Origin of the sequence: Paenibacillus tyrphae, assembly GCF_027925525.1 — a bacterium.
GTDB classification, from domain to species: domain Bacteria; phylum Bacillota; class Bacilli; order Paenibacillales; family NBRC-103111; genus Paenibacillus_G; species Paenibacillus_G tyrfis_B.
This window is the reverse complement of record NZ_BSDJ01000039.1, coordinates 30,745-51,836: the sequence shown is the minus strand read 5'-3', so window position 1 is coordinate 51,836 and position 21,092 is coordinate 30,745. Positions and strand designations below refer to the sequence as shown.

16 protein-coding genes are annotated in these 21,092 nt (G+C 56.9%); 8 read left to right on the top strand and 8 right to left on the bottom strand.

What is annotated here, in order from left to right; all coding sequences use genetic code 11:
• Window positions 1-27: 27 nt before the first annotated feature.
• The 3 genes from QMG93_RS30925 to QMG93_RS30915 form a co-directional block, all read right to left on the bottom strand.
• The gene (locus tag QMG93_RS30925; protein ID WP_281943412.1) at window positions 28-741 is read right to left on the bottom strand and encodes an ABC transporter permease subunit; all 714 of its coding nucleotides are present in this window, start codon (window positions 739-741) and stop codon (window positions 28-30) included.
• Window positions 734-1,819 (bottom strand): ABC transporter ATP-binding protein, encoded by a 1,086-nt coding sequence (locus QMG93_RS30920; RefSeq protein ID WP_281943410.1) that lies wholly within the window; start codon window positions 1,817-1,819, stop codon window positions 734-736. The genes QMG93_RS30925 and QMG93_RS30920 overlap by 8 nt, the downstream gene beginning before the upstream one ends.
• 287 nt (window positions 1,820-2,106) lie before the next feature.
• Window positions 2,107-4,611: a DUF3656 domain-containing U32 family peptidase gene (locus tag QMG93_RS30915; RefSeq protein WP_281943408.1), complete on the bottom strand. Its 2,505-nt coding sequence runs from the start codon at window positions 4,609-4,611 to the stop codon at window positions 2,107-2,109.
• Between the two features lie 199 nt (window positions 4,612-4,810).
• Here QMG93_RS30915 and QMG93_RS30910 point away from each other — a divergent pair, with 199 nt between their 5' ends.
• Complete coding sequence (locus QMG93_RS30910) at window positions 4,811-6,325, top strand: diguanylate cyclase domain-containing protein (RefSeq protein WP_281943406.1); 1,515 nt, start codon at window positions 4,811-4,813, stop codon at window positions 6,323-6,325.
• 32 nt (window positions 6,326-6,357) lie between these two features.
• Here QMG93_RS30910 and QMG93_RS30905 read toward each other — a convergent pair whose 3' ends face one another.
• The gene (locus QMG93_RS30905; protein WP_281943404.1) at window positions 6,358-7,794 is read right to left on the bottom strand and encodes a PLP-dependent aminotransferase family protein; all 1,437 of its coding nucleotides are present in this window, start codon (window positions 7,792-7,794) and stop codon (window positions 6,358-6,360) included.
• 31 nt (window positions 7,795-7,825) lie between these two features.
• Entirely contained in the window at window positions 7,826-8,038 is a 213-nt protein-coding gene (locus QMG93_RS30900; RefSeq protein WP_025847835.1) for a hypothetical protein, read from the bottom strand.
• Between the two features lie 266 nt (window positions 8,039-8,304).
• Between QMG93_RS30900 and QMG93_RS30895 the strand changes: the two genes are divergently transcribed.
• The 5 genes from QMG93_RS30895 to QMG93_RS30875 all read left to right on the top strand — a co-directional run bounded on the left by QMG93_RS30895 (window position 8,305) and on the right by QMG93_RS30875 (window position 15,519).
• Window positions 8,305-11,562, top strand: coding sequence for an FG-GAP repeat domain-containing protein (locus QMG93_RS30895; RefSeq protein ID WP_281943402.1), 3,258 nt, complete (start codon window positions 8,305-8,307; stop codon window positions 11,560-11,562).
• Between the two features lie 138 nt (window positions 11,563-11,700).
• Window positions 11,701-11,952 (top strand): acyl carrier protein, encoded by a 252-nt coding sequence (locus QMG93_RS30890; protein WP_025847831.1) that lies wholly within the window; start codon window positions 11,701-11,703, stop codon window positions 11,950-11,952.
• A gap of 4 nt (window positions 11,953-11,956) precedes the next feature.
• Window positions 11,957-13,153: a hypothetical protein gene (locus QMG93_RS30885; RefSeq protein WP_127462091.1), complete on the top strand. Its 1,197-nt coding sequence runs from the start codon at window positions 11,957-11,959 to the stop codon at window positions 13,151-13,153.
• 70 nt (window positions 13,154-13,223) lie between these two features.
• Complete coding sequence (locus QMG93_RS30880) at window positions 13,224-14,192, top strand: hypothetical protein (RefSeq protein ID WP_281943398.1); 969 nt, start codon at window positions 13,224-13,226, stop codon at window positions 14,190-14,192.
• A gap of 175 nt (window positions 14,193-14,367) precedes the next feature.
• Window positions 14,368-15,519: an MBOAT family O-acyltransferase gene (locus QMG93_RS30875; RefSeq protein ID WP_281943396.1), complete on the top strand. Its 1,152-nt coding sequence runs from the start codon at window positions 14,368-14,370 to the stop codon at window positions 15,517-15,519.
• A gap of 67 nt (window positions 15,520-15,586) precedes the next feature.
• Here QMG93_RS30875 and QMG93_RS30870 read toward each other — a convergent pair whose 3' ends face one another.
• Complete coding sequence (locus QMG93_RS30870) at window positions 15,587-15,883, bottom strand: hypothetical protein (protein WP_281943394.1); 297 nt, start codon at window positions 15,881-15,883, stop codon at window positions 15,587-15,589.
• Between the two features lie 351 nt (window positions 15,884-16,234).
• Here QMG93_RS30870 and QMG93_RS30865 point away from each other — a divergent pair, with 351 nt between their 5' ends.
• Window positions 16,235-17,203 (top strand): sugar phosphate isomerase/epimerase family protein, encoded by a 969-nt coding sequence (locus tag QMG93_RS30865; RefSeq protein WP_281943392.1) that lies wholly within the window; start codon window positions 16,235-16,237, stop codon window positions 17,201-17,203.
• 148 nt (window positions 17,204-17,351) lie between these two features.
• Here the strand turns inward: QMG93_RS30865 and QMG93_RS30860 are convergent, their stop codons facing one another.
• Complete coding sequence (locus QMG93_RS30860; protein ID WP_281943390.1) at window positions 17,352-17,570, bottom strand: hypothetical protein; 219 nt, start codon at window positions 17,568-17,570, stop codon at window positions 17,352-17,354.
• Window positions 17,571-17,898: 328 nt separating this feature from the next.
• Between QMG93_RS30860 and QMG93_RS30855 the strand changes: the two genes are divergently transcribed.
• Window positions 17,899-18,033 carry a hypothetical protein gene (locus QMG93_RS30855; RefSeq protein ID WP_281943444.1) on the top strand — a complete coding sequence of 45 codons (135 nt, stop codon included), beginning with the start codon at window positions 17,899-17,901 and terminating at the stop codon, window positions 18,031-18,033.
• Between the two features lie 175 nt (window positions 18,034-18,208).
• On the opposite strand, the gene uvrA is transcribed toward QMG93_RS30855, so the two are convergent.
• Window positions 18,209-21,091: an excinuclease ABC subunit UvrA gene (uvrA, locus tag QMG93_RS30850; protein ID WP_281943388.1), complete on the bottom strand. Its 2,883-nt coding sequence runs from the start codon at window positions 21,089-21,091 to the stop codon at window positions 18,209-18,211.
• Between the last annotated feature and the right edge of the window lies 1 nt (window position 21,092).

Sequence of the window (21,092 nt, the reverse complement as noted above, 5' to 3'; positions counted from 1 at the left end):
CAGGTATGCGGAATCTCGAACTTGCGCTTATCTCCACCGTTTTCTTTCGAGCACTTGAATACTGAGCACGACGAACACCGCAACGAACGTCACATAGAACAGGACGTCGGCGAAATCGAGCACGCCTTTCTGGAAATTCGCGGCCCGGCCGACAATCGAGAAGGTGCCAAGGTAATCCTTGACTTTGCCGCCGATGGTGTCGCCCAGCCATTCGATCGTCCAAAACACGAACAGAAGCGCAAAGCACGCGATCCCCGAAACCATCTGGTGTGCGGACAGCGAAGAAGCGAACAGGCCGACGGCCATCATCGCCGCTCCAAGCAGGAACATCGCAAGATAAGACATCCACAGCACAGGCTGGTCCAAGGTTCCGTAAGCGCTCAAAATCAGCGGATAGATCAAGCTTCCGACGACCAGCAGCAGTTGAACGACGAGCGCCGCCAAATATTTGCCGATCACGATTTCCGAGATGCTTGCAGGCGACGTTAACAACAGCTCGTCGGTGCCCATCCGCAGCTCGTCGGATACAAGACGCATCGTAAGCAGTGGAATAATAAACAGGAAAATGAACGTAATCGTACCGAAAATCGGCCGCACGTCGACAACATAGGGCGGGTATAGAAAATTCGCGCTGAAGAAGTACCCGGCAATGACGAAAAAGAACGCAAACGCCGCGTAAGCGATCGGCGAGTAGAAATACATCTGCAGCTCTTTCTTGGCTAAAGCCAGCGTTCTACGCATGAGGAACCGCCTCCTCTTCTTCCGGTGTCGGGCTGGCGTCCGCGGCCGCCGAATCCAGCGCCTCGTTCGTCGTCAGCTTCAGGAAGATGTCCTCCAGGCTGAGGCTTTCCTTCTTCATCGACACAATCGGATAGCGCTTATCGGCCATCCGGTAAAACAGCGCTTCGCGAATGTCCGTCTTGTCCGCTGCGGCGACAACGACTTTGACCGTTTCGCCTTCGGCCGGGACGGCTGTAGCCGACTCCGCTGCTTCGCCGTCGGCCGACGCGGTCGGCTCGGCCGCAAGAGCGGGCGCTCCTGTCGGTTCGCCCGCAAGCTCCCGGACGCTGCCGACGCCGGGGGTGCCGCGCAGCTCCGCCAGCACCGCTTCGCGCGGGCCTTTCACTTCAAGCGAGACCTCGAACGTCTCGCCCATCGTGTTCGCCAGCTGATCGGGCTGGCCGTCCAGCACGATGCTGCCCTGGTTGATGATCAGCACCCGGTTGCACAGCGTGTTGATCTCCGGCAAAATGTGCGTGCTCAGCAGCACGGTATGATTCTCGCCCAGCTCGCGAATGAGCTGGCGGATCTCGATAATTTGCTTCGGGTCTAGGCCGGATGTCGGCTCGTCGAGCACGAGCAGATCCGGGTTATGCAGAATCGCTTGGGCAAGACCGATCCGCTGCTTGTAGCCCTTGGACAGGCTGCGGATAATTTGCCGCTCGCGTCCTTCCAGACCAAGCCGCTCGATCACCCCGCCGATGCGCTGCTTCTGCTCCCTCACCGGAATGCCGCGCAGATCCGCAATAAACTGCAAGTACGCCCTAACGCTCATTTCGGGGTACAGCGGCGGCGTCTCGGGCAAATACCCGATCTTCTGCCGCGCTTTCTTCGGATGGTCCGCCATGGACAATCCGTCAATCGTGATCGTGCCGTGCGTCGGATTCAAGTAGCCTGTGATCATCCGCATCGTCGTCGTTTTCCCGGCGCCGTTCGGCCCGAGGAAACCGACGATTTCTCCGCGGCTCATCGAGAAGTCGATGTGCCGGACCCCTCTTTGGTTCTCGTATAATTTACTGACTTGTTTCACCTCAAGCACGTCATACCCTCCCATCTGACAAATGATTTCCTTACTATCATCCATATCCATCTTTCGTGCCGCTTAACCTACCAACAGACCAACAACAATATACAAACGAAACAATAATGAGAGCTTAATCGAAGCTGAAAATTGGATTAAAAATTTGTGTCTAAACTGTGAACTCGCTTTTCTCGCCCCTAAACTTAAACGAAAAGCCCCGCTGCGATCCCGGAATGTTTGGACTTCCGAGATTACGACGAGGCTTATTTTGCGATGATGCTATATCCAATTCATATAAGAAAAGCTTACTTCACGAGCTGACCGCGGGTAACGCCAAGCTGATTGGTCGCTTTCAGCGTCTTCCATACCTGCGTGCCGCCGATCTCCCCGCGCAAGGCGCGGTCATAGAGGCCAAGCACCTCTCGCACCTTCTCCGCCGTCTCCTCGAGAAATTCGACGCGGTAGGAGGATACGCCAAGCTCCATAAAGTTGGCGAGATACTCCGCGCCCGATTGATCGATGGCGTTGTACACCGTGTTGCGGCAGCCTTCGTCGACCCGCACCGGATGCGAGAAGCCGACGCGGTCGCGCAGCGACGCCCGCTGCTCCTCACACGGACGGCCGCAGTTCGTGTAGTTCGTACCCGGACTCATGAACGTGCAGTAAACGCAGTGCTCGGTGTGGAACATCGGCAGATGCTGGTGGATGACAATCTCCAGCTTCGACGTATCGGTCCGGCGCAGCAGATCGATCATCTGCTGAATGTTCAGGTCGTAGGACGGCGTCACGCGCTGAAGTCCCGCTTCCAGGAATAGCGCCGCCGCCTTGTGGTTGGCGATATTCAACGAGAAATCGCCGATCAGTTCGGGGCGTGCTTCTGCCGAATGCTCTGCGAAGTACCGCATGAACCAATAAACGGCGCCCGTATTGCGCACAAGCACGGCATCCGGACCGAGATTCAAGATGTTTTTGAAATAACCGGTTTCGCCAGGCATGTGAATCCGCGGCGTCGCCAGCGCGATGCGTTTCCCTGCGGAGCGGGCGGCTTCCACGGCGGCCGGAAACTGCTTGATGAACTCGAAATCGGCATAGACGAAATCGACGTTCTGCTTACAGGCCTCCTGCACCTGCTCAAGGCTCCGGCACAGCGCGGTCAGCGACGGCCGCGCCTGTGAAGCGGCTGCCGACGCCGCAGGCGTGTCGCCGTAGACATCCGCGCGCCGCTTAATGTAAGCGCGCGGGCGCTCCCGCTCCGCAAGCAGCAGTTCCGCCGCTTGACGGCGCATTTGGTTCAGCTCGCGCATCGGCACGATCAAGTCGCCGCTCAAATGCACGTCAACAGCCTCCAGCGCAAAAATCGTTCCGCCGAGCCGCCCGAACTGCTCCTCGAACAGAGCCGCATCCATCGGACGCTTTTCCGCGGGCACCAGCGGCAGCTCCGATTCGACCGTCACGGTATGCCCGGCCGTCACGTCGGTCCAGACACTCTTCAGCGGCTGACCGGCCGCTCCCGTCACCTTAACCTTTACCGGAAAGACGCGGTACGGCTTGTCCGTCTCGAACGTCTGGCGCAGCCGCTTGTCCAAGTGCGGATCGTTCGTTTTCCAGATCCGGTCGCCGACATGCACCCGGCTCAGATCGACGTCGCTGCGCCCGGGCACGATTTCGATCAGCCCGCCCGGCGCTTCGCCTTCCAGCTTCACGCCTTTGCGGCGCAGATCGTAGACGCGGCCCCCTTCTTCCTTCTTCGTCGGGTCGCCCGCATCGAAGCAAATGCCGTCGCCGCGTTTCAGTGGCGCCTCAAGCTCGCACAACACACCGTCGAGGAGCACCTGCTTCACGCGCCCCACGTACACGCCGCGGCTCTTCGGGTACGTGCCTTCCACAAGCTGCTTGTTGTTCGTGCCCTTCAAGAATCCGTGCGTAAAGCCGCGCGAAAAGCTCTGCTCCAGCTCCCGCAGTTCTTCCTTCGTCGGCTTCGGATTGTCGCCGTCAAAATAACGGTCGATCGCGCGCCGGTACTTCGCCACGACATTCGCCACGTACTCCGGGCTTTTCAGCCGGCCTTCGATCTTGAAGGAGGTGACGCCCGCTTCGATCAGCTCCGGGACAAGCTCCAGCGCCGCCAAATCTTTGGGTGACAGCAGGTAGGCCACATCGCCCATCGGCTTCTGCTCCCCGTCGACCATCAGATCGTACGGCAGCCGGCATGCCTGCGCGCACTCGCCGCGGTTCGCCGAACGGCCGCCCCACATCTCGGAGGTCAGACACTGCCCGGAATACGAAACACACAGCGCCCCGTGCACGAACACCTCCATCGGCAGCTTCGCCTGATCGCCGATTTGCTTGATTTGCTTCAGATTGTTCTCGCGCCCAAGCACGACCCGCTCCATATCGAACGGCTTTGTGAATTCGACGGCTTCGGGCGACGTAATCGTCATCTGTGTCGAACCGTGGATCGGGAAATCCGGCGAAAGCTCGCGGATCATTTTCACCAGACCCAGGTCCTGCACGATCACCGCATCGACGCCCGCATCGATACAGGCCTCGATCAAGGATTTCGCATCCTCCAGCTCTTCTTCAAATACTAAAATATTAAACGTCAAAAATCCCTTCACCCCATAGCGGTGCAGGAACGACATAATATCCGGCAGCTCGTCCGTGTGAAAATTGTTGGCCCGGGCCCGCGCATTGAATTTTTCGACCCCGAAAAAGACCGCGTCCGCCCCGTTCGCCACGGCGGCCCGCAAGCAATCCCAATCCCCCGCAGGCGCCAGCAGCTCGATATCTGATTTGCGAAGTTCACGCATGTTGAATTCATTCCTCCGAAAAAAAACGCTTTTCCTTCTAGTGTACCAGAAACGGAAGCGACAAACCATGGCAAGCCCTTGCCAAACGCCCGTGAAACATCAAAAAATGGAAATGACGAATAAAGAGGAAATTTGTCATATTATGACGAATATTGAAAGTACTTTACTTAGCTCGAAACGATCCGATTCGGAGGACTCGATGTTCAAAGATTTCATAACGAATGCGTCGCTGCTGGTGACCTCGTTTTTTATCATCGGCCAACTGTTCAAGGACTACCGGCTGAGGCCGTCTTCTTCATGGAAAATGAGGGCGGCGGCAGGGGTTTGCTTCGGCCTGCAGGGTATTCTGCTTATGATTTACAGCGTGCGCTTGAACGAGTCCGTCATCGTCGATCTGCGCCATATCCCAATCGTAGTCGCCGCAATGCAGGGCGGGCCGGTATCCGCCATCGTCAGCGCTTTGATCATCGTGGCCGGACGAATCGGTTTGTTCGGCCCGTCTTATTCTTCCATAATCCCCTCTATCCTCATACTTCTAATCGGCATCACCTGCGGATGGTTGGCGGGGCGCAAGGGCTTGTCCTTGGGGCTGTTTCTCCTGCTCAATACCGTCTCGATGATCTACGTGTCTGCAGCGGTTTTTCTAAATTTAGGTCTTAGTGATTTGCAGCACCGTGTCGCAAGCGTTCTCACTTATCATTGGGTCATATCCACCACCGTCGGGCTGCTGTCCGTTTATGCGTTTCTTTCCATCGTCCGGGCCCATGAATCGACCAAGAAATTGCAGGAAAGCGAGGCGCGCTACAAGCGGCTCATTACGGCTTCGCCGGACGCCACCCTTGTACTGAGCCGGGAGCGGATTGTTTTTATCAATGAAAAAGGGATCCGGCTGCTGCGGGCCGCCACAAGAAAAGAATTGCTCGGCCGGTCGATTTACGATTTCTTTCATCCGGACAATCGCAATACGGCGTGGACACACTGTCAGGACATCCGGCATGGCAAAGCGCAGCCCGAGCTAATCGAGCAAAAGCTCGTATGCCTGGACGGCACCGAAATTACGGTGGAGCTGTCCGTGTCGCCTACGGTGTATAAAGGCAGCGCCGCCCTGCTCGTTACGCTAAGGGATATTACGGGCCGCAAAACGACCGAGCGCCAGCTGCAGGAAGCGCTGAGCCTTCTGCAAAAGCTGTCGAACCTCGACGGTCTGACGGGGATCGCCAATCGCCGAAAGCTGGACGAGCATTTGGCCAAAGCCTGGTCTGACGCCGCGGCGAACCGATCTCCGTTGTCGATCATTATGTTCGATGTGGATCATTTTAAAGCCTACAACGATTCGCACGGGCATTTGGGCGGGGATGAGGTGCTGCGCACGATTGCCTTGACGGCCAACGCCGTGCTGCTGCAAAAATCTCATTTTATCGCGAGGTACGGAGGCGAAGAATTTGCCTGTGTTCTAAGTGAGGTCGGGGCGGAAGAAGCTTACGAATGGGCGGAGGCGATCCGGATAGCCGTAGAGCGGCTCGCCTTGCCGTCCAACCCGTCCGGCGCACACCCCTATGTTACGGTCAGTCTGGGGCTCGCTTCCCTCGTGCCAGACGCATCGGCTCCCCCCGAGCAATTGATCGATCTGGCGGACAAGGCGTTGTATCAAGCCAAGGCCGAAGGCCGCAACCGGACGGTATGCTATGGCAGCACCGACGAGGCGGCCGGTTAACAAAAAAACAGGGCGTATGCCCTGTTAGTGCGTTATCGCTTGGAAGCCGCCCGGTAGGCCTCGGCAAAACGCGCCGCTCCGATAACCAGGTCCTTCTTGGAAGGACGCGCGAACGTTAGCCGCACATGGGCGCTATCCGGCCCAAATACGTTTCCCGGCACGAACAGCACGCCGCGTTTGATTCCCTCGTCCAGCAGCCTCGCCGCCGAAACTCCCCCTGCGAGCTTGCCCCACAAGTAAAGTCCGCCGTCCGGCCGCTCAAACGTCATTTCCCCTTGCAGATGTACATCCAGTTCCTTCATCAGCAGCTCGCTCTTCAGCCTCAGCGCTCGCCGAACCCGAAGCAGGTGCCTGTGAAAAAAGTCGGAAGCCAAAAACCGCGCGGACAGCCATTCCGGAAGAACGCTTGGTCCCATATCCATCTGCTGTCTGGCTGCCGTCAGCTGACGAATGACGGCGTCGGGGCCGACCAGCCACCCGGTTCTTAGTCCGGGCGCTGCAATTTTGGACAGCGAGCCGACATACAGCACGACGCCTCTCGTATCCATCGCTTTCAGCGGCACCGGGGGCTCGTCCCGAAACGCGGATAAGCCGTACGGGTCGTCTTCGACAATCGGGACGCCCAGCTCCGCTGCGATTTCAAGCAGCCGTTTTCGGCGATCCGGACGAAGGGTGCGGCCCGTCGGATTTTGAAACGTGGGATTCAAAACGAGCATGCGCAGCTTGTCCTTGCGGATGAGCCCCGCCAGCTCTTCAGGTCGTATCCCCGCCTCATCCGCAGGCAGCGCAACCGTCCGCAGTCCGGCGCTGGGGAAGACATGGGACGAGTAATGATACGACGGAACCTCGATGCCCACCGCATCCCCCGGACGCAGCAGACAGCGCGCAATGAGATACAGCGCCTGCTGAATGCCTGACGTGACGAAGATGGACGAAGCGGTCGACTCCACCTGGCGGTAGGTGCGCAAATAGACAGCAAGCGCTTCCCGAAGCGGGTAAAACCCTTGCGGGTCCGTATACCCCAGCGGCTCCGTAAGCGGCTGCTCCCGCATCAGCTGCCGGAAGGCCTCCATCGGGATCAGGTCCTCCGACAGCTCGCTGCCGGCCATATCGACGACCTCTGCGTCTTTCCGGGCTTCCTCCCGGACTTTGCGAAGCAGAGGAGAGCCCGGCGGAGGACTTTGCTCGGCGTAAGCCTGCCAATCGACGGCCGCCTTCGGCGCTTTCTCCCACTTTCGCAGGCTGACCCGGGTCCCGCTCCCTTTCCTGCGGTCGATCAACCCCCGGGAACGCAGCTCTTCGTAGGCTTGAATAATCGTGCTGCGGTTGAGCTGCCACTGCCCGGCCAGCTTGCGCTCCGGCGGCAGGATCGAGCCCGGCGGCAGCTCCCCGAGAACGATGCGCCGTTCGAAATAATCGGCGATTTGTCGGTACATGGGCACGGGGCCCAGGCGGTCCGGTTTCCACATGATCGGTCCCTTTCTTCAGCCGCGGCCTGGATTACATGTAGTACATATATAATGCGAAGACCAGATAACCGCCGAATAGAACGACGGCATAGATCCATGTCAGCCGCAGCAGATTTTTTCCCGTCCGCTGGTCGTACGTCGGGTTGCCTTCTTTATTTTTGGCCGATACGCCCACCACAATGGTAGCGATCAGCGCAAACAGGACGATAACGAAAATAAGCAAATACAGCATCCATTCGTTCATAAGAGCTTCCGTCCTTTCTTCTATAATAAAGGATAATCTTCTCGAAAAGTATGCTTCCTACCCTTACTTTACAGGAGAACGAATGCGGCGTAACCCCCCAATCGGCCGCTTTTATACCCATCCAATTTGTCATTCCCCAGGCTATTGGATGGGTCGATTTACGGGGGCACGCCGGTCCCCGCCGGACCGCGCAAAAGTTAACAAAGCCCGCCATCCGTGCTATAATGGCAAGGTAATCTAGCCTAACGAGCAATGAGGAGATTTTTTTGATTCGACAACGAGCTTATCGCAAGGCGGCGGCGATTGCGATTGTTGCAATTGCTGCCGTCGTTCTCGTCTTCCTGCTGACAGCGAACAAAGAGCTGAAGGTGCGCCTGCTGTACGCCACCTCTGGCGGCGCTTCCGATCCGACCGCCTACGCGCAGCTCCGGCAATCGCCGGTCGTCGGTCTGGAGCTGGAGCGGCAGGAGCTGAGCCGTCTAAGCGCGCGCGAGCTCCGGTCTTACGATTCGGTTTATTTGGACCCGTCGCTGCACGGGAGCATGACAGACTCCGAGCGGGAGCTGCTTCAAGCTTACGTCCGGGAAGGCGGGCATTTATTTCTTGAGAACCCGTTTGCGGACGATTTTGATCCCGGCTTTCTCGGAGCCGGACAAGTCGTCGACGTCCCCGCGCCGGCCAGCAGTGCGCTCGGAGCCGGAGCCGGAGGCGGAAGTCCGTCCCTCTGGTCTTATCCGGAAGTAGATGCCGACCTGCAGAGCGTTCAACAGCTGCTTCGGTCGTTCGCAGACAGCTTCTTCCGGCACGATACCGAAGGAAGCTTGAGCCGGTTCTCCTGGGGAAAAGGGCTCGTCCCTGCCACGGCGCAGACGCTCGCTTCGATGAACGGCATCTCGCTTTATACGTTGAACCGGTACGGGGAAGGCACGGTGTTTTTTAGCGGCACGCTGCTGCCGAACCGGTATTTTGTGACGGGGTATGATCTAAACAGCGGCATGGACCCGAAGCTCGGCTTCGAGAAGCTGGCTGCGGACACGAACGCGGCCAAGAAGCCGACCCCGGACGCGCTGTATTTCGACCGCAGCCAGCTGCCGCTGGCGCCGTACTTCCATTTTACGTTCGCAGCCGGGAACGCCTTGCTGCGCAGCGAATACGCCGCATTCGTCTCCAAGACGAAGCTCGGCTACAGCGTCAAAAAGTCGTACGGGCCTTACGGCCGTCCGGCGATGGCGTATCAGAACCATTTCGAGGCGCTTGAAGCGATCCGCGACGGCGAAGGCATCCAGTGGGCGGAGCTGCTTAAGAAGTACAAGCAGATCCCTTCGTTCTCGCTGGTCCGCTCGTCGTTCACGTGGGGGCGTTGGCAGGAATCGGTCGTCGTTCATTTGAACACCGGAACGAACGACAAGCCCGCCTTCGCCGGCGAGACGCCGAATTCGTTCTATTCGAGCGGCACGCGGCTGTCCGCCGATGGAGAGGCGATCCGGCTGGCCAATTATCCGGATTACCGCTCGCTCGGCGATCCGATCACACTGCCCTACCGCGCGTACCCCGCGCTGGCCGACCTTACCGGCGACGGCCGGCCCGACCTGATCGTCGGGTCGGCCGACGGCGGATTATACGTTTACCGGAACGCCGGTGAAACGGAAGGAGCCTACGCCGGGCAGCAGCTCCCGGCGGAACTGAAAGCGCCGGCGGCGTTCGCGCGGCGCGAGCCCTTGCGGCTCCCAAGCGGGGAGCCGCTGAAGACCGGATCATACGCCAGCGTGGCGGCGGTTGATCTGAACGGCGACGGCCGGCCGGATCTGCTGATCGGCCAGCCGGACGGCACGCTCGCGGTCGCCTATGGCGAAGCCGGCGGCGCGTTCAAGGCGCCCGTCCCGCTGCTGGCGGACGGGAAGCCGATCCGCGGCGCGGCACCGATCGCGCCGGCCGTGGGCGACGTCACCGGAGACGGCGTCCCCGATCTCGTGATCGGGGATGCCGACGGGCAGGTGACGCTGTACCGCGGCACGCGCGGGGCGAACGGCGCGGTAGCCTGGCACGCGGGCGAAGCGCTGTTCAAGCTGGCCGCGCGGTTTGCGGCGCCGTCCGTCTGCGACATGAACGGGGACGGCAAAGCCGACCTTGTCGTCGGCACCGGAGAAGGCGACCTGCGCGTATTCGTTCAGGAGGACTCGGGCGCCGGGCGTACCGCTTGGGTGAACAAAGGCGTCATCGAAGCGACGACCGTCAACCAGCTCGGCAACCATGCACTCGTCGGCGGGCACAACGCCGTCCCGCTCTGGTACGACCTGAACGGGGACGGCAAGGACGATCTGATCGTCGGACAGCTCGAATTCGGCATCCCGTCGACCGTCGACGATCCGAAGTTCCCATATGCGGACCAACTGAACGAATTTATCCGGTACACAAAAGACAACCGTCTGGAGCTGTACCCGCACATTTTTGTCCATAACTTTACGAGCGACGCGCAGGAGAAGCAGGAAATCGCACTGCATCAGAAAGCGTTCGAGAAGCTCGGCATTCCGTGGAATATGCCCGGCACGAACCAGCATACATGGCGGATCAACAATCCGGACCGCAGCCAGACGCTGCGCAACGAACGGGAATCCGGCATCTGGTTCAACTTCGGCTTCAAGCCGTCGCATATCAAAGCCGACCCGCGCCTCGGAGTCGAGTATAACTGGGGCCTGCCGTTTCTTATGACCGATGCGTCGGGCGAGCCCGACTTGAGCAAGCCGATGATGCTGAATACCCCGGCGCCGGTGCTGCGCACAGACAAGCATTATTCGACGAAAGATATTTTTGAAGCGTACGCGGCGCTCGACCTGCCGATCGATTATTTCGAACATATCGAGTACCATTTCCCGACCCGCGTGCCGGAGCTGCTGGAATTCGTCCGGTATTTGGACAAGCTTCGGGACAATTACAGCTATAACTTCATGACCGAGCCCCAAATGGCGCGCTCGTTCCTGAATGCGATGACGACCCGCGTCGAGCTGTACCGGCCATGGCGCGAGGTCGCCATGGACCGCATCAAGAAAATGCTCGGCATGACCGTCGAGCCCGGCTTCCGCGTCAAAGCGATCACCGACGGTGTTCCGGCGCAGGCCGCCGAATACCGCGGCACGCTCGGCCTTGTTGTCGACCGCGGGCAGCCTTACGCGGCCAAACAGGCCGTTACCGATGCCGAGGTGCGCGATACGCGCGGCGGCAAGCTGTACCTCGGCGTCCCGCAAACGGCCGCCATCCGGTTCACCTTGCCCGAACGGGCGGAAACGCTCGGCAGCGAGCCACATCTGATGCGCTCGAACGTGCCGTACGAGCTGCAAAAATCGGCGGACCGCTGGACGCTGAAGCTAAACGCGCCCGGCATGCAGCAAGTGCAGATTTACAGCGCCGAACCGCTGACCATCGAAGGAGCGGAACTGACCATCGACCGGGACGAAGCGAAAGCGACTTATACGGTCACGCATTACGGCGATCCGGTGACGCTAACCGTCGCCAAAGCGGCGCATTAGCTTACATTCACTTTTTACGCGGACGGTTGTTGTGGCGGGGCCCTTGGGTCCCGCAATCGCCGTCCCGCTTTTATGCCGGCGCTCGCTGCGAGCCCGGCGTATATCGCTTGATTTTAATTTATCCGAGGAGGCTTCCCCATGCAGGAATTGCTGGAACAGCTTGAGGCGCACATCAAAAGCCGTTACGAAATCGAAGACGATGACGACGATTTTTCCGTAGACGTACACTTGTTCGATTATGGATATATTGATTCGATCGGAGCGACGGCGCTGATCGCGCATATCGAGAAAACATACGGCATCCAAGTGACGAATCAGGATTTAATGCTGTACCCGCTTAACACCGTCCGCGAAATCGCAACGTTCATCCACAACAAGAAAGAGAGGTAAGCCCATGGAATGCGTCGTTTCTTTGGAGGGACTTGTCTCCAGTCAGCACGGGCAGCTCAAATACGCCGCGTCGTTTATTGACGAAACCATCCGCGACATCCGGCTTGAATCCGGGCACATTCATATTGTTCACGACTCCCCGAAAGGCAACGCCGCCATCGAAGAGCAGGTACGCAAGCTGATCGACCGCTTCTCGCAAGGGGATTTCGGTTTCAAGGAGAACATCCTGTTTGAACATAAAGTTGACACTCCTTACGAAGGCGATATCATCGCCGATCTCGTCGAGCGCAAAATCATCAAAGTGCTGGAGCCGGGCCTCTTTATTTTCCGCGAGCCGTTCTCCAGTCTGATGCGTTTTCTCGACTACAGCTTCGTGACGAAAATCGCGAACCGTTTTGCAGGAATTACGGAGGAACAATACCCGGCCGTCATTCATTGCGACACGCTGAACAAGACGAATCACTTTACCTCGTTTCCGGAGCACATTCACTTCCTGTCGCACCTGCGCGAGGACCTCGAAATCATCGAAGCGTTCTCCCAATCGATCCGCGACGCCGGGGGCTGGAAGCAGGAGCAGCCGCTCGATCTAAACGCCAACCTGGCGAAGCCGAAATTCACCATGAACCCTTCGACCTGCTACCACTGCTACGAAGGGCTGCAGAATGAAACGCTCGAAGGCGACGGCGTGACCGTAACGGCCATCTCCAAGTGCCACCGCTTCGAATCACGCAATCATACGGACTTCGGACGCCTGCTCGATTTCAGCATGCGGGAGATCATCTTCGTCGGCAAGCCGGATTACGTGAAGGAGAACCGACTGCAGGCCATCGAATATTTGAAGGAGCTGGCCGTCGAATGGAACGTGGACAGCGTGCTGGAAATCGCGAACGATCCGTTTTTCACGAATGACTTCCAAGTCAAAGCATCCTTCCAGCGGAATCAAGAAATGAAGTACGAGCTCCGGCTGACGATTCCGAACATCAACAAGTCGATTGCCTGCAGCTCCATCAATTTCCACAGCAATACGTTCGGCAATGCATTCAATATTAAAATGGGCAAGCGCAATGCGGTTACCGGCTGCGTCGGGTTCGGCATCGAGCGCTGGGCGTTCGCCTTCTTCGCGCAATACGGCTTGGATGAAGCGAACTGGCCTGCAGCGTTCCGCGAGCAGTACCACGCGTGGCAGCAAAAATCGCTCTAGCATCGTAACCCGTGTTTCTGTGATTGATAACTAATGATCGCCTTCATTGGAAAGTGTGGGTTTTCCCGTTATGATCGCTTTTCTTCGCAAAAACAGCTTCGTGCTGCTGCTGTTGGCCGCTTTCGTGCTGTCGGACGTCCTCATCTCCTGGTGGGACCCGATGGTAACGTCGCGGCGTTTTTATAAGAACGATTTTACGAAGACGCTCTTCCATCACGATTGGCAAAATCGGGGACCGGCCTTCTACGGTAACTCCGCAGTGACGGGGGCGTATATTGAGGCGGATTCGACCGCCAAGCTGGTGGAGCTGGGGCTTTCCTACGGGAAGCTGACCGATCTGAAAGCGATTTTGGAGCAGCAGCGTTTCCATGTAGAGGGACAGCTTGTCGTAGGCATCGACGTGCATACGATGATCGACAGCCTGGACACGGACCCGACCTACCAGTGGTTCAAGCCTTGGTACCAGCCTTACGTTTACGCGTACCGCGACTATTTCCGTGATACCGGGACGGAGCTTGCCTGTGGCTTGTACCAAGGGCTACTGAAGCAGGATGCCGCCCGGTTCGAAGCATGCGCCCGGTTCCCGGAGACGCTGAAGCTGAGCGAATCCGATCCGCTGGCTTACCAGCCGCGTTGGATCGACAAGGAGCTCTATTTCGGCCGAAAATCCGATGAGGATCTCCGCAAAAAGTGGGACGAGTACGAGCAGCGGTTCGGCTGGATGACCAACCGGGACTTCAAGAACAATCTGGACGCACTGGACTTCATCATCGCTTACAGCAAGCAGCAAGGCTTGCCGCTGCGCGTCGTCTGGATGCCTTGGAACCGCGGCTACAAGCTGCCGCGCTACATGCCCGCTTTGCAGGAAGAAGTCAACCGGCGCCTTCAGGCGGCCGAGGTTCCGACGCTGGATCTGCTGACGGCCTACGATCCTAAATATTTTCACGATCTCGTCCATCTGAGCCGTCAGGAAGGCGCTCTGGTGTTTACGAAGGAGGTGGACGCATGGCTCGCTTCGCTCGCAAAATCGTCGAAGTGATCGTTTATCTTGCCATGCTCATCATGGTGCTGATCTATTTTACCGGCAAAGGATTGTTCATCTACGAAGGGTTCTGATCTTGTCTTGATCGGCGCGGGCCCCGATCGGTCCTTCCGTCCCGCTCCGGGCCGGTTTCCGACCCGCACGGCGGATGCATATGTTGGAGGAATCTTCGATGTGGTATTTAAATATGAACGCGGTTATGGCCATGACCGGCATGGTGCTCGTGCTTGCCCTGACCCGGCGGTGGGCGGATAACAAACGGCTGCTGCTGCTCGCGTTCAATCTATGCTTTTTGCTGCTGTTCAGTAAAAAGCTGCTCGCTTTTTACTTGGCCTATACGGCGCTGAACTATTTGGCCTTTCTATTTCTCAGCCACACGTCGCGCTTTCGCAAGGGCTGGTTTATTCTGCTGATCGCCGCCAATGTGGCCGCGGTCTGCTCGCTGCGGCTGTTCGGCATGGAAGTGTTCACACACCCGCTGTTCGACGTTGTGATTGTACTCGGCTTGATCTACAACGTGCTTAAGGTGATTGACGCGCTGTATTTCGCCTACTTCTTCGGCAAAGATGCCCGCGCGAAGGTTGTCGACTATTTCAACTATATTTTGTTCATCCCGACGTTTACGTCCGGCCCGATTCTCAAATTTCGCGATTTCATGGCGGATACGAAGCAGCCGTATCGGGTGGATGCCGCACTGACGGAAAGCAGCATCAAACGGATCATTCTCGGTATGTTCAAAAAGATCGTACTTGTCACCTGGATGACCGACGTGTTCAATGCCATGTCCGGGCAAGAGCTTTACACGCATCAATCGCTATTTTTGATGGTCTGGTTCTATGCTTTAATCTACTTCGATTTCTCCGGCTACTCCGATATTGCGATCGGCTTCGGACGGCTGATGGGGTACAACATTCCGGAAAACTTCAAGAAACCGTTCCAATCCCCGACGCTGACGCAGTACTGGCGCAATTGGCACGCCACGCTCGGCGACTGGTTCCGCGATCATATTTTTATATTTTTCTCGCGCCAAACGCCGACCAAATGGACTGCTGCCGGCCTATCCATCCTCATTATGGTGCTGATCGGGCTATGGCATGGCTTTAGCTGGCTGTACCTGCTGTGGGGCGTCTACCACGGCGTGATGATCGCGCTGGAGAACCTGCTCGGGAAGACGACGGTCAACAAGAAAAAAGTATCCCGGACGTACTTCTACGCCCGCTGCGCTTTAACCCAGCTGATCGTGACAGCGGCGGTTATCGTTTACAGCGGCAAAAGCGAAACGGTACTCCACATTTACCGCGGTCTCCTGAACTGGCCGTTCTAAGTATGATAAAAGCAGCGTCCCTTTGCGGGCGCTGCTTGTTTTTTTCACGCGAACTCACGAATATACTTCAACTGGCATCGGATTGCTTCCCGGGCGCGGGCGTCTCCATCACTTCTTCTTTGGCCGGAGCAGCTTGAACGGTGCATTGCAGCTGATTGCCGTTCGCTGTTATATACAATTTTCCCACATATTGAAACACATCATCGCAGTCCTTCTTATGTACATGCACGCAGCCCGATTTCGTATTAATGTTGAGCGAGAGCTGATCGGGCAGCTCCACCAAGCAATGAAACTTTTTAAAGTTGTTTGGGAAACGCAGCCAGGTGCCTGATACCGTTTCAACAATTTGCGTATCTTTGCTCATCTTACGATCCGCCCTTTCTTTAAAAAGTTGCCCCTTCCCTCCCCGGTCCGAAGAATTATTTCCATTGTAAACCATTCAAAAGGAAAAGAAACGGGAATGTTGTCGCGGACTTTTGTCGAAAATCACCAGAAATAAAGATAACCCTTGGAAGGAGAACGTGATTTCGAATGCTGACCATTTATATTCAGACGATGAACGGTTTAGACTGAGTAATGAACTTTTTACGAAAAAGCGACATCCCGATGCATGATGTCCGAAACTCCTACTTTGAGCTGGGACCAAATAATGATATAATTTGGTTGAGCGTTCTATTGTACGCGCGTTCATTTTGATTATTTTCGGAGGTGTCCCATGAAATTAGGTGTTTTCACGGTATTATTCCAGCAGAAGCCTTTCGAAGAAGCGCTTGACTACATTGCATCCAAAGGTCTGGACGCTGTTGAAATCGGCACCGGCGGCTACCCGGGCAAAGCACACTGCGACCCGGACGTGCTGCTCAGCGATAACGGCAAGCTGAAAGCATTCAAGCAAGCGATCGAATCCCGCGGACTGACGATCAGCGCGCTCAGCTGCCACGGCAACCCGCTCCATCCGCAGAAAGCGCTCGCCCAAGCCGATCACGAAGCGCTGCTTAAGACGGTGGACCTTGCCCAGAAGCTTGAGGTGCCTGTCGTCAATGCGTTCTCCGGCTGCCCGGGAGACTCTGATAATGCGAAATATCCGAACTGGCCGGTGGCTCCTTGGCCACCCGATTTCCAAGAGATTCTCGACTGGCAGTGGACCAACAAAGTCATTCCGTACTGGACGGAAACCGGTAAATACGCTTCCGAGCGCGGCGTGAAATTCGGTCTCGAGCTGCACGGCGGCTTCTCCGTCCATACTCCGGCTACGCTGCTGCGTCTGCGCGAAGCGGCCGGCAATGTTATCGGCGCGAACCTGGACCCGAGCCATATGTGGTGGCAGGGCATCGATCCGGTGCAGGCGGTGAACATTCTTGGCCGCGCAGGCGCCATTCACCACTTCCATGCTAAAGATACGTCGATCGATCCGATCAACGTCAACCGTTACGGCGTCACGGACATGCAGTCCTACGCGAACATGCTGGACCGCGCTTGGCAGTTCCGCACCGTCGGTTATGGGCACGATCTCAAGACTTGGGCGGACATCATCAGCGCACTTCGCTTGGTTGGCTACGACTATGTCGTCAGCATCGAGCATGAAGACGGCTTGATGTCGGTGGACGAAGGCTTTACGAAAGCGGTGCAAAACCTGCAGCAAATCCTCATCAAAGAGCCGCTTGGCGAAATGTGGTGGGTGTAATTCAATGGAGCGTCCCTCTGCTTAAGGCGGGCGCTCCTTTTTATATGCTTAGGAGGAATAGTCCCTCTTAAAACGCCAAAAGGACAGCGTCCCGGGAGACCTGTCCTTGTCCGTGCATGTATAGTCTTATTCGCGTCTCTGCAGCAGCTTACAGCTTGCCCATCCAGCCCATAACCATAACTGCGCTCAAGGTTACGAATACGGCCAAGCTAACCAGACCAAAGCCAATGGCGAACGGATTTTTCTTTTTAGCGCCGAGCAACCGGATCACGCCGATGGCAATAACTAGCGTGAACAAGATCACGAAGATATCGAAACCGGAAAAGGTGCTCGTCGTGGCTTTTGCCGCTTCTTCAGCCAAAAACATGGAGGGACCTCCTTCAATATGCGAAAATACTTTAATTTCTATCTTATCTTGACTAGCTTGGAAGTGCAAGCGATTTATCCAAGTGTAACAAGTTTGTCAACATTTACCCCGGGAAGCGGCAGGGCATGACTTCTTCGCCGCTGCCTTCCTTTGTGGGGCACTTCACTCAAGGCGCTTGTTTCACATCTAGCTGATGGATACGACCGCGCTGGTCGATCAATCGGGTGAACGATTTCTTCCTGATGAGCCGCGATTTCTCGAATCTTTCGCGCAAATATAAAATGTCCATTTTTTCTAACATTTATAACTCCGGTCATGGGGAGATTCAGTGTCTAGCCTGCAAGGCACAATCGTGAAAACACCGGATGGGATGGACGACGCCTTCGATATCACCGTGGGCGGCATTCGGGCCAGGGGCCCTCAATTGAACCAAGCGCTGAAATGCCGCACTAAAGGCGATTAGATCGGCCCGGCACTGGAGCAGCTGATCCTGTATTACAAGGATAACCGCGGTACGGGACCGCCCGCTAGCCGGCTTTTGCTGTCGAACCATTTCGCTACCGCAAAAAACGCCGCTCCTAAGCCAGTTCACTTCCCAGCTTGGAGCAGCGTTTTTTCTATTCTTGTGACCCTCAAGATTAAACGGCCGCGTCTTCCATCTCTTTCAGCCGTTTATAGTAATCCTCGGAGCGCACTTTGTCGCGTTCCAGGATCGGCTTCAGGTATTTGCCGGTGTATGAACCATCTACCTTCACGACTTCCTCCGGCGTACCGGAAGCAACGATGGTACCGCCCCTGCTGCCGCCTTCCGGCCCAAGATCGATGATATAATCGGCCGTCTTGATCACATCGAGGTTGTGCTCGATGACGAGGACGGAATCGCCGTTCTCGACCAAGCGGTGCAGCACCTTAAGCAGCCGGTCGATATCATGGATATGCAATCCGGTCGTCGGCTCGTCCAGAATGTAGATCGTCTTGCCCGTGCTACGGCGATAGAGCTCGGCCGCGAGCTTCACGCGCTGCGCTTCTCCCCCGGAGAGTGTTGTCGCCGGCTGACCCAGGTTCATGTACCCAAGCCCGACGTCCATCAACGTCTGCATTTTCCGGTGAATACGCGGAATGTTTTTGAAAAATTCGCACGCATCCTCAATCGTCATTTCCAATACCTCGGAAATGTTCTTGCCTTTATATTTCACTTCCAACGTTTCACGGTTGTACCGTTTGCCTTTGCATACCTCACACGGCACGTAAACGTCCGGCAGGAAGTGCATCTCGATCTTGATGATGCCGTCTCCCTTGCACGCCTCGCAGCGTCCGCCCTTCACGTTAAAGCTGAACCGGCCTTTCTTGTAGCCGCGCACCTTCGCTTCGTTGGTCGCCGAGAAGACGTCGCGAATATCGTCAAATACGCCGGTGTACGTAGCCGGGTTCGAGCGGGGCGTCCGCCCGATCGGCGACTGATCGATGTCGATCACTTTGTCGACATGCTCCAGTCCTTTGAACTCCTTGTACTCGCCCGGGCGAACCTTGGCGCCGTTCAACTCTTTCGCCAACGTTTTGTACAAAAGTTCGTTAATCAGCGTACTCTTGCCTGAGCCGGACACGCCAGTTACACAGCCGAATACTCCCAAAGGAATCTTCACATTGACGCCGCGCAGATTATTTTCTTTGGCCCCGCGGATTTCCAGCCATTTGCCGTTCGGCTTCCGCCGCTCGGCAGGGACAGGAATAAACTTGCGGCCGCTGAGATATTGCCCGGTCAACGATTGCTCGTCCTGCATAATCTCCTCAGGTGTACCTTGGGCAATCACCTGGCCGCCGTGAATGCCCGCGCCCGGTCCGATATCGATGATGTAATCAGCAGCCAGCATCGTATCTTCGTCGTGCTCAACCACAATCAGCGTATTGCCCAGATTCCGCATGTGCTCCAGCGTCTGGATCAGCCGGTCGTTGTCCCGCTGATGCAGTCCGATACTCGGCTCGTCCAAGATGTATAGAACGCCCATCAGGCTCGACCCGATTTGTGTCGCCAGACGAATCCGCTGCGCCTCACCGCCGGAAAGCGTGCCCGCCGCGCGGTGCATCGTCAAATAGTCGAGCCCGACATTGACGAGGAAGCCCAGACGCTCTTTGATCTCCTTCAAGATCAGATGCGCGATCTGCGTCTCACGGTCGGTCAGCTTCAGCCAGTCGAACCATTGCTGCGCTTCCCCGATGGACAGCGAGGTGACATGCGCGATATTTTTATCTCCTACGGTTACCGCCAGCGTTTCCGGCTTCAGGCGGGCGCCCTTGCACTTGCCGCAAGGCTTGGCGCTCATGTATGACTCGATATGCTCACGGATGCCGTCGGAAAACGTCTCCCGGTAACGGCGCTCCAGATTGTTCACGATGCCTTCGAAAGGAACCATCGCTTCCTTCTTATGTCCGAAGTCGTTCTCGTAGCGAAAGCGCACCTTCTCCCCGCCGGTACCGTTCAGCAGCTTTTGCATTTGCTCTTTCGTCAGCTCGCTGACAGGCACATTTTTCGGGATACCGTAGTGCTCGCACACCGCCGCAAGGAACTGCGGATAGTAGTTCGACGTGCTGCCGGCCCATGCCTCGAACGCTCCCTCTTCGATGGAAAGCTTCGGATTCGGAACGAGCAGATCCGGGTCGACGATCATCTTTTGCCCTAAGCCGTCGCAATCCGGACATGCACCGAACGGGCTGTTGAACGAGAACATCCGCGGTGCCAGCTCTTCGATGCTGAAGCCGCACTCGGGACAAGCCAGATTTTGGCTGAACAGCAGCTCTTCCTGATCGATCACGTCCACGATGACGCGCCCCTCAGCCAGCTTCAAAGCCGTCTCCAGCGAATCAGCCAGACGCGTTTGGACGTCGTCCTTCACGACAATCCGGTCCACGACCACTTCGATCGTATGCTTTTTGTTTTTTTCCAGCTCGATCGTTTCCGACAGCTCGCGCAGCTCGCCGTTGACGCGCACGCGGACGAAGCCTTGCTTCTGGATATCCGCCAGCAGCTTCGAATGCTCGCCTTTGCGTCCCGAGACGATCGGCGCCAAAATTTGCAGCTTGGTACGTTCCGGATACTCCATGATCCGGTCGACCATCTGCTCGACGGTTTGCGAGGTAATCTCGATTTTATGCTCCGGACAGTGCGGACGCCCGATCCGGGCGAATAGCAGACGCAGATAGTCGTAAATTTCCGTCACCGTACCCACGGTGGAACGCGGGTTGCGGCTCGTCGTCTTCTGGTCGATGGAGATGGCCGGAGACAATCCGTCGATCGAGTCGACGTCCGGTTTGTCCATCTGGCCGAGAAACTGCCGCGCATAAGCGGACAGCGACTCGACATATCTTCTTTGCCCTTCGGCATAGATCGTATCGAACGCCAAGGACGACTTACCGGAGCCGCTCAGGCCGGTCAGGACGACAAATTTATCCCGTGGAATGACGACGTCGATATTTTTCAGGTTGTGCGCCCTGGCGCCTTTAATTACAATGTTGTCTCTGGCCACG

Coding starts and splice junctions, on each gene's coding strand:
- QMG93_RS30925 (WP_281943412.1), bottom strand. CDS start 741: ATGCGTAGAACGCTGGCTTTAGCCAAGAAAGAGCTGCAGATGTATTTC.
- QMG93_RS30915 (WP_281943408.1), bottom strand. CDS start 4,611: ATGCGTGAACTTCGCAAATCAGATATCGAGCTGCTGGCGCCTGCGGGG.
- QMG93_RS30910 (WP_281943406.1), top strand. CDS start 4,811: ATGTTCAAAGATTTCATAACGAATGCGTCGCTGCTGGTGACCTCGTTT.
- QMG93_RS30905 (WP_281943404.1), bottom strand. CDS start 7,794: ATGTGGAAACCGGACCGCCTGGGCCCCGTGCCCATGTACCGACAAATC.
- QMG93_RS30900 (WP_025847835.1), bottom strand. CDS start 8,038: ATGAACGAATGGATGCTGTATTTGCTTATTTTCGTTATCGTCCTGTTT.
- QMG93_RS30890 (WP_025847831.1), top strand. CDS start 11,701: ATGCAGGAATTGCTGGAACAGCTTGAGGCGCACATCAAAAGCCGTTAC.
- QMG93_RS30885 (WP_127462091.1), top strand. CDS start 11,957: ATGGAATGCGTCGTTTCTTTGGAGGGACTTGTCTCCAGTCAGCACGGG.
- QMG93_RS30880 (WP_281943398.1), top strand. CDS start 13,224: ATGATCGCTTTTCTTCGCAAAAACAGCTTCGTGCTGCTGCTGTTGGCC.
- QMG93_RS30875 (WP_281943396.1), top strand. CDS start 14,368: ATGTGGTATTTAAATATGAACGCGGTTATGGCCATGACCGGCATGGTG.
- QMG93_RS30870 (WP_281943394.1), bottom strand. CDS start 15,883: ATGAGCAAAGATACGCAAATTGTTGAAACGGTATCAGGCACCTGGCTG.
- QMG93_RS30865 (WP_281943392.1), top strand. CDS start 16,235: ATGAAATTAGGTGTTTTCACGGTATTATTCCAGCAGAAGCCTTTCGAA.
- QMG93_RS30860 (WP_281943390.1), bottom strand. CDS start 17,570: ATGTTTTTGGCTGAAGAAGCGGCAAAAGCCACGACGAGCACCTTTTCC.